The organism is Pseudoalteromonas sp. SaAl2 (assembly GCF_052947895.1).
Window position 1 is genome coordinate 2,456,495 of record NZ_CM129605.1, and the last position, 15,681, is coordinate 2,472,175.

Sequence of the window (15,681 nt, forward strand, 5' to 3'; positions counted from 1 at the left end):
CCTTTTATCAACTAGCCTTGCAAAAAATTTACTTCTCAGGCGGACGGTAGCCTTCGATTTCGACCTCTTTATCTTCAAATAAAAAGCCAACCATCTGCTCTTCCAAAAAATGTGCGATGCTCTGGGTCCATCATGTTTAGATGTTTTTCATTAATTAGCATAGTCTGCTTATGCTGCCACTGACCCCATGCTTCTTTTGAAATATTATTGAAAATCTTTTCACCAAGCTCACCAGGGTATAGTTGATAACCAAGGCCTTCGGCTTCTTTTTGTAACTTTTGACAAAATACTGTACGTGCCATAATTGATCTCTTCTTAATATGCGTTTAAGACTTATCTCTAGTGTAAACCATTGTGCTAATTTGTTTAACCAGCTTTTTAGTTGGTGCAGCTAAACCGACCTCAATCGATTGATCTAACGGATACCAAACGAGCTGACGTTCATTAACTACATCAGGCATTTTAATAACCTTAAGCACATGAGGGTTAATCGTTAGTTCAAAATGCGAGAACACATGAGTAAACGGTTCCACTTGTGTGACACTCAGTTCCAGCCCCTGCTGTGCAAGGAAAGCATCGAGTTGTTCTTTTTTTCAAACTCAAAAAAGCTAAACAACCCCCCCAAATACCAGAGTTTGGCCTTTTTTCCATCAATACTTGGTCATCACATTGAATGATCAACTGATGGCAGCTTTTTTTAGGGACTGATTTTTTAGGTTTTGAATGAGGAAACTGCTTAACGACTGCGTTATTAAATGCTTTACAGCGACTGTTAAGGGGGCAAGGTTCACATTCAAATCTGCTACGAGAGCATAAGCTTGCACCTAAATCCATCATTGCCTGATTAAACTCAGTGACATTACCTTTAGGAGTTAGTTGCTCTGTTAGTTGCCATAGTTGATTCTCGACTTTTTTAACCCCGTACCAACCTTCAACCATAAAATAACGAGCTAAAACTCGCTTTACATTACCATCTAAAATTGGGTGATGTTGGCCAAGAGACAAAGATAAGACGGCACCAGCAGTAGAACGGCCTATTCCTGGTAATGCGATTACTTGTTCAATATTTGTTGGAAATTCACCATCGTATTGATCACGTACTATTTTGGCTGTTTTATGTAAATTACGTGCTCTTGCGTAATACCCCAGCCCAGTCCAATGATGCAGCACAACATCTTCATCTGCATCCGCTAAAGCGATAATATCGGGGAAACTTGCCATAAACTTTTCAAAATAAGGAATAACTGTCACAACTTGAGTTTGCTGAAGCATTACCTCAGACACCCAGACTTTATAGGGTGTTTTATTCAATTGCCATGGTAAGGTTTTACGCCCATGTAATTGATACCAATCAACTACCTGCTGAGAAAACCAGTTTGCATCAGTGTTGTTTAACTTCAAAATAACTACTTTTATAACTCGACCCTTGATAGCGGGCAGTCTATTGCAGTGAGTTAAAATATCAAGTTCTAAACATACACAAAGGATAAAGCCTTGTGATCAAGCTCACGGTCAGGGATAATACGCCACCATTTTAAACATGTTGTTTTCATCAGGCCAAAATATATGAGTGATTCAAGTAACGATAACCTTGAGCAAGCAAAGCAAGAAGGTAAATATATTCGCACAATTCGTAGCTTTGTTAAACGTGAAGGTCGTTTAACCAAAGGACAAGCAGCAGCAATTGAAAAATGCTGGTCGACAATGGGCCTTGAGCACCAAAACGGTATGCTTGATTTAGCTCAAGTATTTGGTAATGATAATGATGTTGTTTTAGAAATCGGCTTTGGGATGGGTAAGTCATTAGTTGAAATGGCTAAAAACGCACCGCATTTAAACTTTATTGGTATCGAAGTACACCGCCCGGGTGTTGGTGCATGTTTAATGGATGCTGATGAAGCTGGTGTAACCAATTTACGCGTTTTTGAACATGATGCTGTCGAAGTACTCAAAGACTGTATCGCTGATGGCAGCCTAAGTAAGTTGCAGCTTTTTTTCCCTGATCCATGGCACAAAAAGCGTCACCATAAGCGTCGTATTGTACAACCTGCATTTGTTGAAAGCTTACGCAGTAAATTAAAGCTTGGTGGTGTTTTTCACATGGCAACAGATTGGGAAAACTACGCAGAGCATATGCTTGAAGTAATGCAAGCTGCTGAGCACTATAAGAACCAATCGCAAAGCAACGATTATGTGCCTCGCCCTGATTTACGTCCGTTAACTAAATTTGAGCAACGCGGCCATCGTTTAGGCCATGGTGTTTGGGATTTAATGTTTGAACGCATTAGCTAACCAGCAACTTATTAATCAACTCTTAAGGTAAAGCCATTTATGAGCGCATTAACTAACCCAAGTTCATTATTACTACGAAATAGCGAATCACTCAATGCTGAATCTATTTTGGTAGTCAATTTTGTGCAAGATGGCTTTTTATCTCAACTTAAAAGTTTAAACCCAAACAGTAAAATAACCGCTTTTAGTTACAACCATGCCAATGGTCAATTTGCTAAAAACATCAACGGCATCGATGTTTGCGTAAGCCATGAAATAACGGAGCAACAATTTGATTTAGTAATTTACTATTATCCAAAATCAAAGCCTGAAGCATTAATGACGTTGGATAATATTCGTGCCGCGATCCATGCGGATGCGGACGTGCTGGTTGTAGGCGAAAATAAAAGCGGTGTAAAGTCGATAGAAAAACAATTTATTAGTCATTGTGAATTTGGCCGTAAAATTGATAGTGCACGCCACTGCGCACTCTATTTATTCTCTGGTATTGCACAACTAGCTGAGTTCAGTATTAGCCGGTATCACAAGCAGTTCACTGTTGAAGTAGCAGGAACGCAGTTTAACGCAATTAGTATCCCCGGAGTATTTAATCACGGTGAACTTGATGCCGGGACTAAAATGCTACTAGAAAACGCACCAAATGTTAAAAGTGGCCAAGTGCTCGATTTTGGTTGCGGCGCAGGTTTAATAGCTACATTTCTAGGCCTTAAAAATATAGCCCTATCCTTTGTTTGCTCAGATGTAAGTGCGCTTGCAGCTTATGCCACAACACAAACTCTAGCGCTTAATAATATAAATGGTAAAGCTGTGCTTAGTGACGGCCTTACTAGTATTAATGGCAAATTTGATTTAATCATTTCTAACCCACCATTTCATACGGGTATTGCGACTGATTATACGATTGCAGAGCAGTTTTTAAGTAATGCAAAACAACACTTAACTAAATCGGGCAAACTGACAATTGTTGCGAATTGCTTTTTAAAATACCCACCTATTTTAGAGTCTCAATTTGGTGAGTATCAAACAGTTCATAAAAACAATAAGTTTGCAGTTTATAGTAGCTAAATAAAGTCCTACTTAAACAACTATAAACCCCGTTTTTAAAGTAAATACACAAAAAGTGACAATTATTTGATATTTCTTCGTCACTTTTCATTGCGTTTGCTAGACTTAGAAAACGAAGTCACTATGATGAATATCAGGCTATAACAAAAAAATGCCTAAATCTTTACCACAAACGAGTATTCGAAAAGCGTTGATCAGTGCAGTGATGTTTGTTACTGCTCTTTGTTTATCATTGTCTATTTCGATTTCAACTTATCTTGATGTTAAAGAGCAAAAACAATTAATCATAAATAAACTTACTATCCTTGCTGAAATTGTTGCATTTAACGCCCAAATTACCGTTTTATTTGATGATAGAAAAACGGAAGAGCAACGGCTTAAGTCCTTTGAAACCATTCCACTGGTTAAGAATATACATATCTACTCCATTGATGAAATTTCAAATAAAGCTGTGTTTTTACCAGTTTTAACGCAAAAAAACGCCACCTGTACCACTTCGTGTAGATAGTATTGAGCAGTTAAAAGAAGCTAAAATTACAGGCGATCAAGTCGAACTGATAAAGCCTATACTCTATGAAGGAGAAATTAAAGGTTATGTCTATATTCGTGGCGGGCTAGAGCGTCTTAACGACTATATAAATAAAAAAATACTGATAGATATATTACTCACTCTATTTGTTTTAGTCCTAGTGTATTTTGTAGCTAAGCGTATCCAAAAACGTATTGCAAACCCAATTGATGAATTAAGCATGTTACTGCAAGATGTTTCTAAAAATCACAATTACAATGCCCGCGCACCAAAAACGAACATCACAGAAATAAATATGCTCGCCAGTAGCCTAAATATCATGCTTACTCGTACGCAAAACCAAATTGAGCGGCATAAGAATGATAAGCTCGAAATTAAACAGCTAAACCAAAGCCTAGAAGAAAAAGTAAATCAGCGAACAATTGCACTTAGAGAAGCGAATCAAGAACTATTAAATACTCTTGAGCGCATGCATCAATATCAAAATCAAATCGTTGAAAGTGAAAAAATGGCTTCACTTGGTCAAATGGTTGCAGGTGTCGCCCATGAAGTGAATACCCCCATCGGTCTGGGTATCACAGGCTCCACTTTATTACGAGACAAGCTTGCTGAAATTAATACTGGATTTGAAAACAAAACTCTCACCTCTAGTCAGTTAAAACGCTTTATAGATGATGGTATAGAAAACCTTGATTTAATTTACCGCAACTTAAACAGAGCCGCTGAGCTTGTCTCTAGCTTTAAAAAAGTAGCGGTAAACCAAGATGGTGAACTAAATTCGTTAATAAACGTAAAAAATCTGATTTCAGATGTACTGTTATCTATGCGTACTGAAATGCAAGAAAAGGCCCCAGAGGTTATTATTCATTGTCCTTCTGAACTGATGTTTGAAACTAAAGTAGGCCCACTTCAACAAGTGTTACAGCAGCTTATCAGCAACTCTGTCATCCACGGTTTTAAAGATGATATCGGCAATGAAATTGAATTCACTATAGAACGTAATGAAAGCAGTTTAATTATTAATTATCTTGATAATGGTATTGGCGTTGATAAAACAATTAAAAATCGAATTTTTGACCCATTTGTAACAACTAAACGCGGCGAGGGAGGCAGCGGCCTGGGTATGCATTTAGTATACAACTTAGTTACACAAGCATTAGGCGGCAATGTACACTACGATGAGCAAGAAACTACAGGGACTCGATTTATAATCACCCTGCCGAATGAGCAGGCCAACATAAAATGAAATTAAAGCTGATGTTACTTAGCATAATATTTTTTGCTCCATTTAGCATTTTAGCAAAGTCTCCTGAGCAGGTTAAATCTGCATTTTTATATCAAATTAGTAAGTTTGTTGAGTTTGCAAAAGCTGACGAAAACCACGCTATGACCTTTTGTTTTTATGACTTAAAGCTAGGGGTGGGAGCGATTTTAAACAGCACTCCATCATTAAGAGTTAACGATAAAGCCATCAAAATAATTTTAATAGATAAAAAACAGCAAATTTCTGAACTTTCTCGCTTTTGTGATATCACATACATTGATGAAACAGAAGAAGATGATATAATTCCACTTTGGATCGATACCATTTCGTCAGACACCTTAACAGTTGGTGAGAGTATCAGTTTTTTAGAAAAAGGCGGGATTGCCGCTTTGATCCAAGAAGGGAATAAAATCCGACTGTATATCAATAAACAGCAGTTATTGCGTAGTAGTTTTAAAATGCAATCTCGGTTATTAGCTGTTTCAAAGTTTTATCCAAATTGATTTTACTTGTTAACAAATGGATATACTCCTATAATCTCTGTATTCGGTTTTATAATACAATACCGAATTAATTGTAAATAAAATATTCCGAAAAGGTTAATTAATAATGCAAACGCCAGTCATTCTGATTGTAGAGGATGAAGACGTAACTCGACTAAACCTCGTTAGTTTATTTGAAGCTGAAGGTTATAAAGTTATTGAAGCCATAGATGGCGATGACATGCATGACAAGCTTACAAATAATGATGATGTGAATCTTGTAGTTATGGATATCAACCTACCAGGCAAAAACGGGCTAATTTTAGCACGTGAGTTGCGTCAAAAGCGTAACGTTGGGCTTATTTTCCTAACTGGTCGTGATAATGATGTAGACCGTATTTTAGGCCTAGAAATTGGTGCGGACGACTATATCACTAAGCCCTTTAATCCACGTGAACTAACCATTCGTGCTCGTAACTTAATTTCTCGTACAGCTCTTGGCGGTGAGGAAGCTAATATCGAAACAAATGGTGTTATTACGTTTAATGGCTGGGAGCTTGACGAAAATAGCCGTTGTTTAACATCTCCAAACGGCGATGCTAAACGTCTTCCTAAAGGTGAGTACAGAGCACTACGCTTAATGCTTGATTCTCCAGGTCGCATTTTTAGTCGTGAACAGTTAATTAAACATATGACGGGTCGTGAGCTACGTGCTAATGACCGTACTGTGGATGTGACTATTCGCCGTATTCGTAAACATTTTGAAAGCGACAACAGCACCTCTGAATTGATCAGCACCATTCACGGTGAAGGTTATAGATTCATCGGTAAAATCGACAGCTAATAATATTGTTGGTTACCCTACAGCAGTTACTTCTCTAACTGCTGTAAGAATAAATGAAGGGCTTGTTGTCCTTCATTTATTTTATCTTTAAGTTCTATCAACCATTGTTGTAACTCCTCATCATTTTGCTCAAGTGCCCCATGCTCCATCATTTTAGCATGCAGCTGCACGTCATTAAGACCAACTGAACCTGCAGCCCCTTTAAGCTTATGTGCGACCGACTTATACTCTTCTCTATCACCTTGCGCTAATGTATTTGCCAACTCTTGCTGGTATTGAGGGTTTAACTTGGCAAATAAGTTACTACTACGCTTGAATACCTCAATGCCCATTGAATTAACAAAGTCTTCAATAGTTTCAACATCGAGTAGTTCTACATTTATATTTAAACAATCCTGCGCAGATACCGTTAAGCGCGTTTCATCACATTGCTGAGCTTGTTTAATATCAAATAACTCTGCGAGTATTTTATCTAGTTTAGTCGTGTTGATTGGTTTGGCGAGTGCCCCTTGGATGGAGATACCTTCTAGCTCTTCCTCGGCGCTACGTACATTTGCTGTTAACGCTACTATAGGTAATTTATCAAAATAGCTATCTGCACGAATTTGTCTTGCGACTTCATCGCCGTTAATATCCGGCAATTGCATATCTAATAACACCAAATCAAGATCATCCTCAGTTTCAACAAACGATAAAGCATCTTCACCGGTTTCAGCCCAAATAACTTCGTGGCCACGCTGCTCAAGTAAATTAGTAGCAATTTCAGCATTTAACGGCACATCTTCGACTAACAAAATGTTTAAACTGCGCCCTGCATAACTTTGTTCTGTTGGCGCAACACATAAAGCCAATGGTATCTCGACGACAAAACTACTGCCCTCGCCTTCAGTACTACTTACTCGAATTTTCCCACTCATTGCCGTTACGAGTGCTTTGGTTACTGCCAGACCAATTCCTGAGCCAATAGCATTTGTGCCATTTAAATCAGGCGCTTTATAGTACATATCAAAGATACGCTGTAATTGCTCTTGCGGTATTCCTTGGCCAGTATCGGTAACCTTCATCACTAACCACGTACCGTCAGCGCGGTTCTCTCTAATACAAGATAATTCTACTCTCCCTTGCTGAGTAAACTTAACCGCATTATTAATTAAGTTCCAAACAACTTGGCGTAAACGAGTAGGGTCTAGCGAAGCATAAATATCTAAGATGCCTTTACGCTCAATTTCAAATTCAAGCCCTTTCTCTTCTGCGATCAAGCCAGCAAAATTTACCACATCATTTATAAAGTCAGAGACATTTATTGGTGTAGTGACAATATCCAGCTGCTCCCGGTCAATTTTATCTAAATCTATAATATCGTTGAAAATATTACCCAAAGTTTCGGCGCTTGAAAAAACCGTGCTACACCAGCTACGTTGCTGTTTATCAAGTTCAGTGTCGAGTAACATGCGTGTTAAGCCAACAATACCGTTAAGTGGCGTTCTTAGCTCATGGCTTAAAGTGGCAATAAATTTACCCTTGTCTTTATATGCGGTTTCAAGGGCTTGTGCAGCTTCTTTACGACTCGTTATATCACGGCCAAAAGCAAGCAAGCCTATGTATTCCCCTTCATCGTTAATAAAAGGTAATTTACGCATTTCAAACCAGCGATTTTCACTATCAACCGGGTACTCAACATCAAGGGTGAGTGCTTGGTGAGTCTCTTCCACTTTATTGTCTGTTCTAAGAACCTCAGGTAAATAAGGTTGCGGGTATATTTGCTCAGCGGTTTTGCCAATTAATTCAGTTGCCGGTTTGCCAATAACTTTTTCAAACATTTTATTACACCCGGCGAAAACCCCATTGTTGTCACGGTAATAAAATAAATCAGGAGATGAATCGACAATAGAACGTAATAGCATTCCCTGTTGGGCAAGCTCTTGCTGAGTTTTCTTACGCTCTGCTATTTCGCGTCTAAGCTCTTCAATTGCGCGGTGCTTGGCATGAAAAGCCATTTTACGTTCGTCTATTTCAACGTTTAGCCGAGAGATATTATCTTTTAACGTTTGGTTTAATAGCTTCTCTTGTTTAGTTGCGCTATCAAGGTATGCGTATGAGGCATCGAGTTGACGAATCGAGTTTATAATCACACTAATCATAATAGGTGATACGACAGCAGTGAAAAATAACATTGCAAGTACATCTACAATCACTACATGGCCAACTGCAACATAATAAAACATGCATGCTAATATCAATGACACAACTAACAGCAACACATAGCAAATCGCTGCCGTTTTGAACTCACCAAACCGTGTGATTAAACTTGAAAGCATTCGAGCCCAAGGGCTCAAAGAAGAATCGATCATATATAAACTTGTCTCATGACTATGGGTTTTAACATCAATAGACTAAGCAATGCTTCAATCTAGTGTTATAAGTATATAAAAAAGCTAGCGCCACAGCTTCAAAATGAAAATGCCTATACCCAATCTTGGTATTAAATAAACTAAATAACACTGCTCTAATACGCTATAAAATTGTAAATCCATTCGCTATTTTAATCATTAAGATTTTCAGCATGTTAAAAAGATGGCTAGGCCCATTTTCTTGCACGGCTATTTTAGCATTTTTACATTAGCAATTTTCATCTTCCGCGACGAAAACATAAAATTTTCATCTACTACGTATTTTTCAATTATTTCGTGTAAAATACCGCGCTTTACAATTGCCAATAACGAGATTTTTCATGCAAAGCAATATGCCCGATATAGCAGATACGGCTCCCGCCTTACAAACCGGTAAATTAGACTGGGTTGGTATGGCCGATATTGAGCTGCCATTTATTTTTGAATCTCGTGGCCTTGCACCTGTAAATGTAAATGCCAAAGCGCGCGCTTTTGTAAATCTACATAAAGAAGATGCAAAAGGCATTCATATGTCGCGCTTGTTTTTGGCACTCGATACACTTTCTACTGAGCAGCATGTTAACCCACAAACTATTGCTCAAGCCCTCGATACATTTATATCTAGTCACGAAGGCCTAAGTGATCAAGCTAAAATAGAATTCAAATTTGAGCTACCACTGCGCAGAAAATCATTGCTTAGCGATAAAGTAGGCTGGAAAAGCTACCCTATTCTACTAGAGGCAAAAATTGACCGCGGGCAACTTAGCTTTGAGCTTAGTTTAGATGTAACTTACTCATCAACTTGTCCTTGCTCTGCCGCTTTAGCACGCCAACTAATACAGAACGCGTTTGTAGAGAAGTTTGACCAACAAACAATTAACCAAGAAGACGTAGTCGCTTGGTTAGGCAGTACTGATGGTATTGTGGCAACTCCGCATTCACAGCGTTCAATCGCAAACGTGAAAATTAAACTTGATAACAACATTACTGAGTTTGATATCTTAAGTTTGATTGATACCCTTGAAACTGAGCTAAAAACCCCAGTACAAGCGGCCGTTAAGCGTGAAGATGAACAAGAGTTTGCTCGTTTAAATGGGCAAAATTTAATGTTTTGCGAAGATGCTGCACGTAAGATAAAAGCAGTACTAGAGCATGCCCAATACGCCGATTACTGGCTACAAATAAACCATTATGAATCTTTGCACGCACACGATGCAGTGGCTATTGCGGTTAAAGGTATTGCAGGCGGTTATCAACCTTAAAATTAACATACAACTTCACACCAACTGGGCACATAAATTGCTTATAACTAGCAAAGTGTCAATTTGTTGTTGTGGAGTTACCGTATGGAATTCGCTTTATTATCAATTTTAGTGCTAGTTGTTGGGGCCTCTGTTGTTGCATCGAAATTTACCGATGATGGCGGCAATCCTTATCCCTTCACCCGAAAGCAAAGTGTTTTTACTCAAGTAGAAAGTGCGTTTTTAAACTTACTCGAGCGCGCTGTAGGCGATCAATATAAAATCGTTAGTCGTGTGAAACTAATCGATATTATTGATTGTAAAAAAGGCCTATCGGTTAAAGCTAAACGTGCTGCAATTGCCAAAGCAAAAAATAAGCAGCTTGATTTTGTGTTGATTGATAAAGAGAAGCTATCGATTGTTGCCGCTGTAGACTTAGTCAACAACGCAAATAAAGATGGTCACAAGGCACAACGTGACTGGTTCGTTAATGGCGCATTAGAAGCCGCTGGCATTCCTCATATTCGAATGAAAGTAAAATCTGGCTACCGCCCTAGTGAAGTCCGTGATGCAATTATGTTTAAACTTGGTAAACCCGCAGCTCAAGCTGCGCGTCCTACTCGTAATAGAGTAACCAAACCTGCTGTACTATCCCCTTCACAAGCAAAAGCACATTCAACCGCTTTAGCAGAAATATAACCGCAGTAAATAAATCATATTTAAAAATGCGAGTTTAGGCTCGCATTTTTGTTTTTTATTACTAACTTCACGTATAATCTTATCTATTCAATTCGAGGAATCAAAAATTATGAATGTTGGTATTATTGGCGCAATGGAGCCAGAAGTTAAAATTTTGCGTGAAGCTATGCAAAACCCACAAACTTTAACAAAAGCAGGCTTTACCTTTTATACGGGTGAATTAGCTGGCAACACTGTTACTTTGGTTCAATCAGGTATTGGTAAAGTAGCATCAGCCATAGCAACAACATTATTGATTGATAACTTTAACCCCGATTGCGTGATCAATACAGGCTCTGCCGGTGGTTTTGATCCATCACTTAGCGTGGGCGATGTGGTCATTTCATCACAAGTACGCCACCATGATGTTGATGTGACTGCTTTTGGCTATGAAATTGGCCAAGTTCCACAAATGCCTGCAGGTTTTACAGCGCACCCAAAACTAGTTGAAGCGGCTGAGCAAAGTATTGCTCAAATCAGTGACGTTAAAACCTTAATTGGTTTAATTTGTACTGGCGATTCATTTATGTGTGACCCTGTACGTATCAATAAAGCGCGTGCTGATTTTCCAACTATGCTTGCAGTAGAGATGGAAGGTGCTGCGATTGCTCAAGTATGTCATAGCTTAGAAACCCCTTTTGTGGTTATTCGCTCTATGTCTGACATTGCAGGTAAAGAATCGCCACAATCGTTTGAAGAATACTTAGAAACGGCATCAATCAATTCATCTAAGATGGTTGTTGCTTTGCTTGAAAAACTAACAACGGTTAGTTTATAAGGTGTTACCCAATCTAGTTCAACAACATTTGGACTTTATTGTGTTTTTGTTAGCGCTCCTGGTTGAGCGCTTTTTACCTTTAAGCAGCTGGTATCATCCAAATACATTTTTCACGGCGGTATTTCGTCCGTTAGGTAAACGGATATACCGTGAAAAAGAACCTAAAAGCTATCACTACTTATCATCAACATTATGTTTCAGCTTAGTGATTCTTGTAATCATGACTATTACGGTATTGCTGCTAGAATTTGCTTATTATCCTGAGCTACTCGCCGGTTTAATTTTATACATATGCTTGCAATGGCAAAATATACAAAAAAAAGCGTTACGTATTGCTCGTTTAGTTAAACAAAATCAAAAAGCCACCGCGCGCGATTTACTTAGCCCACTAGTAGCACGCGATGTGAGTAAGCTTTCAAGTGCAGGAATATGTAAAGCTGCGATGGAAACATTTGCATTAAGAGTTGCTCGCCATTATTTCACAGTCATTTTTATATATTTAGTATTTGGTGCTATGGTGACCTTAAGTTATCATTTATTAAGCCTAATGCATCAAGCTTGGCGCAGCGACCTTCCCCCAACAATACTTTTTTAAAACCTATTGCAGGACTTTTATTTATTATCGAGTGGCTACCAATCCGCATGCTTACTCTAACAATCGCTATGAGCAAAGCGACAAAGCAAAGTATTCATTACATAAAACATTACGGCCGGCACTTTTATCAAGGTAATTCAGGTTGGTTGCTAAGCGCATGCTCGGCTTCGGTCGGTGTGCAACTTGGTGGACCTGCAATGTATCAAGCTCAGCGCTTTAACAAAATGCGTATAGGTACTGACAGGCTACCTAAAGCTGAAGATATAGCAGTGCTGGTAAATCGGTTTAATCAGGCTCGCGGGTTTTGGTTGTTAGTGATCTTTGGTGTTGAGATTATAAAAACGATATAAAAAACCAGCCGAAGCTGGTTTGTGGATAGCCAAACCACCTAGATGATTTGGCTATATTATTACTGAATTTTCATTCTTAGCTAATTAAGCAACGGTAATGTTCGCAAATTTACGTTTACCTACTTGGTAAATAGCCGTACTGCCTTTTGCTATTTCCAGCTTAGAATCGGTTACTTTCTCTTCACCGTTAATTTTTACTGCACCTTGTTTGATCATACGCATAGCTTCTGACGTGCTGGCAACGAGTCCTGCTTCTTTAAGCATATTCGTTACAAATACAGTATCTTCATCAATGGTCACTGTTACATCTGGGATATCATCAGGTAATGCATTCTTTTGAAAACGTTTGATGAAATCTTCATGTGCACCTTGTGCAGCATCGTCACTATGAAAACGAGCGATCAGCTCTTTTGCTAAATCAATTTTGATATCACGAGGGTTTGTGCCCTGCGCGACTTTTTCTTTTAGTGCAGCTATTTCTTCAATTGATAAGCTACTTAGCAAGTCATAATAGCGCCACATTAATTCATCACTAATTGACATCACTTTACCAAACATGTCATTTGGCGCATCTGTAATACCAATATAGTTGCCTAACGACTTAGACATTTTTTGTACGCCGTCAGTGCCTTCTAGTAGAGGCATCATCAGTACTGTTTGCGGCTTTTGACCTTCATCTTTTTGCAGCTCTCGGCCCATAAGCAGATTAAAACGCTGATCAGTCCCACCTAATTCAACATCAGCTTCTAGCGCAACTGAATCCCAGCCTTGTACTAATGGGTATAAAAATTCGTGAATTGCAATCGATTGGCCACTTGCATAACGCTTTTTAAAGTCATCACGCTCAAGCATCCGTGCAACAGTCTGCCTTGCAGCTAATTTGATCATACCTGCAGCGCCTAGGTTTTCCATCCAAGATGAGTTAAACGCAACTGTGGTCTTTGCAGGGTCTAAAATTTTAAACACTTGTTCTTTATACGTTTCAGCATTTGCTAACACGTCATCACGAGTAAGTGGCTTACGCGTTACATTTTTGCCAGTTGGATCACCAATCATGCCGGTGAAATCACCAATTAAGAAAATCACTTCGTGACCTAAGTCTTGGAAGGTTTTCATTTTATTAATTAACACGGTGTGGCCTAAGTGTAAGTCCGGTGCAGTTGGATCAAAACCCGCCTTGATCTTAAGCTTTTTACCAGACTTTAGTTTCTCAACTAACTCGTCTTCAATTAATATTTCTTCTGCACCGCGTTTAATCTCTGCTAGAGCGGTTTGTAAATCCACTATGTATTACTCCAAAAAATTCAGTCAACCTAGGGATTCTAGCGTAAATTAGCCACAGTTTAAATCTACAAAACACTGGTATTAACGCTTTATTAGGTATATCCTGCAATATTAGTGATTAATTATCTTGACAGCAGAAAAAGGCACGTTATGGTTCACGTTGTGCACAAACTCCCAAAAAAACACAAATTGCTTATTCTAGGTTTTGTTTCTGCTATTGCTGCCCTGACTCTTATTCCTTCTGAAAAAGCAACCGCCTCTAAAGATAACAGTGCAGATGCACTAGAAATTGGCAAGCGCTACGAATTACAAATTAAAGTTGATGATGCTGAGCAATTAACTGAATTAAATTCGCAAGAAGACGCAGCAAAATTACCAGAATATGACCTAGTCGACTTTGAAGTAAAGAACGGTGACAATTTAGCACTTATCTTTAAGCGTGCAGGTTTTAACGCGCAAACCGTTCATAAATTACTTAATACCAATGCAGAAACACGTAAACTTACTAAAATTCACCCTGGTGAAATTCTTAGCTTTGCCACAGCCGAAGACGGCTCTTTAGCACAATTACGTTATGTTATTTCAAAGACAGATACTTTATTTGTGACTTTAAACGAGGAAGGCAATTACGATACCTCAATCGACAGCAAAGAAATTGAAACCTTAACTAAATCAACTGGCGGTGAAATCAGCAACAGCTTTTGGACTTCAGGTATTGCAGCAGGCTTAAGCGAACGCCAAATTATGAACTTTGCTGATATCTTTGGTTGGGACGTGGATTTTGCTAACGACATTCGTAAAGGTGATCAGTTTGGCTTAATTTATGAATCACATTATGTTGATGGCGAGTTTATTGGTACAGGTAAAATTATTGCCGCTGAATTTATAAATCAAGGTGAGCGTTATGCCGCTATTCGCCACAGCGATGGTAATTTTTATACCCCTGAAGGCCGTAGCATGAAAAAAGCATTTTTACGTGCACCGGTTAACTTTAAATATATTAGCTCAAGCTTTAACCCGCGCCGCTTACACCCTGTTACTGGGCAAGTAAAAGCGCACCGCGGTATCGATTACGCAGCACGTACGGGTACGCCAGTTGTTGCATCAGGTAACGGTAAAGTAATTAAATCAGGCTATAGCAAGTATAACGGTAATTATGTATTTATAAGCCATGGCACACAATACGTGACTAAATACTTACACTTAAATAAACGCGCAGTAAAAACGGGTCAAAAAGTTAAGCAAGGCCAAAAAATTGGTACTGTAGGTGCAACAGGCCGTGTAACCGGCGCACACTTACACTATGAGTTTTTGGTTAACGGCGTTCACCGTAACCCTAAAACGGTTAAACTACCTAAATCTGAGCCATTACCACGCGCAGAGCTTGCGAAATTTAAGCCAATTGCAGACACATTCTTAGCGCAATTAGAGCGCAACAGAGAGCTACAGTTAGCGCTTAAGTAAGAGCTGTCAGCGGAAAAATATAAGCCGTTGTTATGTAAGTAACAACGGTTTTTTCTTGATAGAGTGTTTTCTCGTTGGGTTTCGCGGTGCTCAACCCAACCTACGTAGCCTATTTTAACGCCGAGCATCTTAAAACTTACAGCTTATAGCGCTGCTCCCTGACAGTAACGCTCTACCGCACCAACATATAAATCAGCTGCACAACCAATGAAATCATGACTAGTGGCCAAATATATTTCGCATATTTAGTTGCGCCCTCTAAGCCCATCTTTGATTGATACTTTTCAAGTAGTGGTACCAGAATGACAAGAGCGACAAACAAGGATATTAAAATCACGAATATATTCATATCATTCCTTCAAAGT

At 38.9% G+C, this 15,681-nt stretch carries 12 protein-coding genes and 3 pseudogenes; 11 read left to right on the forward strand and 4 right to left on the reverse strand.

Annotated elements, in window-relative coordinates:
• Nucleotides 1-28: 28 nt before the first annotated feature.
• A pseudogene (locus ACU8V8_RS11610) lies at nucleotides 29-302 on the reverse strand (oxidative damage protection protein).
• A 24-nt stretch (nucleotides 303-326) separates the two neighbouring features.
• Nucleotides 327-1,401 (reverse strand): annotated as a pseudogene (gene mutY, locus ACU8V8_RS11615) (A/G-specific adenine glycosylase).
• Between the two features lie 165 nt (nucleotides 1,402-1,566).
• On the opposite strand from mutY, the gene trmB reads away from it, so the two are divergent.
• The 6 genes from trmB to arcA all read left to right on the forward strand — a co-directional run bounded on the left by trmB (nucleotide 1,567) and on the right by arcA (nucleotide 6,476).
• Nucleotides 1,567-2,292, forward strand: coding sequence for a tRNA (guanosine(46)-N7)-methyltransferase TrmB (gene trmB / locus ACU8V8_RS11620; protein ID WP_446887587.1), 726 nt, complete (start codon nucleotides 1,567-1,569; stop codon nucleotides 2,290-2,292).
• 39 nt (nucleotides 2,293-2,331) lie between these two features.
• Nucleotides 2,332-3,357 carry a 16S rRNA (guanine(1207)-N(2))-methyltransferase RsmC gene (rsmC, locus tag ACU8V8_RS11625; RefSeq protein WP_446887588.1) on the forward strand — a complete coding sequence of 342 codons (1,026 nt, stop codon included), beginning with the start codon at nucleotides 2,332-2,334 and terminating at the stop codon, nucleotides 3,355-3,357.
• A 151-nt stretch (nucleotides 3,358-3,508) separates the two neighbouring features.
• Entirely contained in the window at nucleotides 3,509-3,865 is a 357-nt protein-coding gene (locus tag ACU8V8_RS11630; protein WP_446887589.1) for a hypothetical protein, read from the forward strand.
• Between the two features lie 181 nt (nucleotides 3,866-4,046).
• Nucleotides 4,047-5,132 (forward strand): ATP-binding protein, encoded by a 1,086-nt coding sequence (locus ACU8V8_RS11635; protein WP_446887590.1) that lies wholly within the window; start codon nucleotides 4,047-4,049, stop codon nucleotides 5,130-5,132.
• Complete coding sequence (locus tag ACU8V8_RS11640) at nucleotides 5,129-5,653, forward strand: YfiR family protein (protein ID WP_446887591.1); 525 nt, start codon at nucleotides 5,129-5,131, stop codon at nucleotides 5,651-5,653. Before ACU8V8_RS11635 ends, ACU8V8_RS11640 begins: the two co-directional genes overlap by 4 nt.
• A gap of 106 nt (nucleotides 5,654-5,759) precedes the next feature.
• Entirely contained in the window at nucleotides 5,760-6,476 is a 717-nt protein-coding gene (gene arcA, locus ACU8V8_RS11645; protein WP_087532006.1) for a two-component system response regulator ArcA, read from the forward strand.
• A 26-nt stretch (nucleotides 6,477-6,502) separates the two neighbouring features.
• On the opposite strand, the gene arcB is transcribed toward arcA, so the two are convergent.
• Complete coding sequence (gene arcB / locus ACU8V8_RS11650) at nucleotides 6,503-8,827, reverse strand: aerobic respiration two-component sensor histidine kinase ArcB (protein WP_446887592.1); 2,325 nt, start codon at nucleotides 8,825-8,827, stop codon at nucleotides 6,503-6,505.
• Between the two features lie 380 nt (nucleotides 8,828-9,207).
• On the opposite strand from arcB, the gene folE2 reads away from it, so the two are divergent.
• From folE2 to ACU8V8_RS11670, 4 genes and pseudogenes are all read left to right on the forward strand, one after another.
• Entirely contained in the window at nucleotides 9,208-10,128 is a 921-nt protein-coding gene (gene folE2 / locus ACU8V8_RS11655) for a GTP cyclohydrolase FolE2 (protein ID WP_446887593.1), read from the forward strand.
• 84 nt (nucleotides 10,129-10,212) lie between these two features.
• Nucleotides 10,213-10,806: a DUF2726 domain-containing protein gene (locus tag ACU8V8_RS11660; RefSeq protein WP_446887594.1), complete on the forward strand. Its 594-nt coding sequence runs from the start codon at nucleotides 10,213-10,215 to the stop codon at nucleotides 10,804-10,806.
• Nucleotides 10,807-10,915: 109 nt separating this feature from the next.
• On the forward strand, nucleotides 10,916-11,623 hold the full coding sequence (mtnN, locus tag ACU8V8_RS11665) for a 5'-methylthioadenosine/S-adenosylhomocysteine nucleosidase (RefSeq protein WP_446887595.1): 708 nt from the start codon (nucleotides 10,916-10,918) through the stop codon (nucleotides 11,621-11,623).
• Between the two features lies 1 nt (nucleotide 11,624).
• A pseudogene (locus tag ACU8V8_RS11670) lies at nucleotides 11,625-12,568 on the forward strand (cobalamin biosynthesis protein CobD/CbiB).
• An 84-nt stretch (nucleotides 12,569-12,652) separates the two neighbouring features.
• On the opposite strand, the gene tyrS reads toward ACU8V8_RS11670, so the two are convergent.
• Nucleotides 12,653-13,852 (reverse strand): tyrosine--tRNA ligase, encoded by a 1,200-nt coding sequence (gene tyrS, locus ACU8V8_RS11675; protein ID WP_256827132.1) that lies wholly within the window; start codon nucleotides 13,850-13,852, stop codon nucleotides 12,653-12,655.
• Between the two features lie 150 nt (nucleotides 13,853-14,002).
• On the opposite strand from tyrS, the gene ACU8V8_RS11680 reads away from it, so the two are divergent.
• A complete protein-coding gene (locus ACU8V8_RS11680; protein ID WP_446887596.1) occupies nucleotides 14,003-15,316 on the forward strand; it encodes a peptidoglycan DD-metalloendopeptidase family protein in 1,314 nt (437 codons plus the stop codon).
• Nucleotides 15,317-15,681: the final 365 nt, after the last annotated feature.

What these genes read in the sequence shown, in the direction of transcription:
- folE2 (WP_446887593.1), top strand. Translation starts at nt 9,208, where the DNA reads ATGCAAAGCAATATGCCCGATATAGCAGATACGGCTCCCGCCTTACAA.
- mtnN (WP_446887595.1), top strand. Translation starts at nt 10,916, where the DNA reads ATGAATGTTGGTATTATTGGCGCAATGGAGCCAGAAGTTAAAATTTTG.
- ACU8V8_RS11680 (WP_446887596.1), top strand. Translation starts at nt 14,003, where the DNA reads ATGGTTCACGTTGTGCACAAACTCCCAAAAAAACACAAATTGCTTATT.
- rsmC (WP_446887588.1), top strand. Translation starts at nt 2,332, where the DNA reads ATGAGCGCATTAACTAACCCAAGTTCATTATTACTACGAAATAGCGAA.
- ACU8V8_RS11640 (WP_446887591.1), top strand. Translation starts at nt 5,129, where the DNA reads ATGAAATTAAAGCTGATGTTACTTAGCATAATATTTTTTGCTCCATTT.
- arcB (WP_446887592.1), bottom strand. Translation starts at nt 8,827, where the DNA reads ATGATCGATTCTTCTTTGAGCCCTTGGGCTCGAATGCTTTCAAGTTTA.
- ACU8V8_RS11630 (WP_446887589.1), top strand. Translation starts at nt 3,509, where the DNA reads ATGCCTAAATCTTTACCACAAACGAGTATTCGAAAAGCGTTGATCAGT.
- ACU8V8_RS11660 (WP_446887594.1), top strand. Translation starts at nt 10,213, where the DNA reads ATGGAATTCGCTTTATTATCAATTTTAGTGCTAGTTGTTGGGGCCTCT.
- arcA (WP_087532006.1), top strand. Translation starts at nt 5,760, where the DNA reads ATGCAAACGCCAGTCATTCTGATTGTAGAGGATGAAGACGTAACTCGA.
- trmB (WP_446887587.1), top strand. Translation starts at nt 1,567, where the DNA reads ATGAGTGATTCAAGTAACGATAACCTTGAGCAAGCAAAGCAAGAAGGT.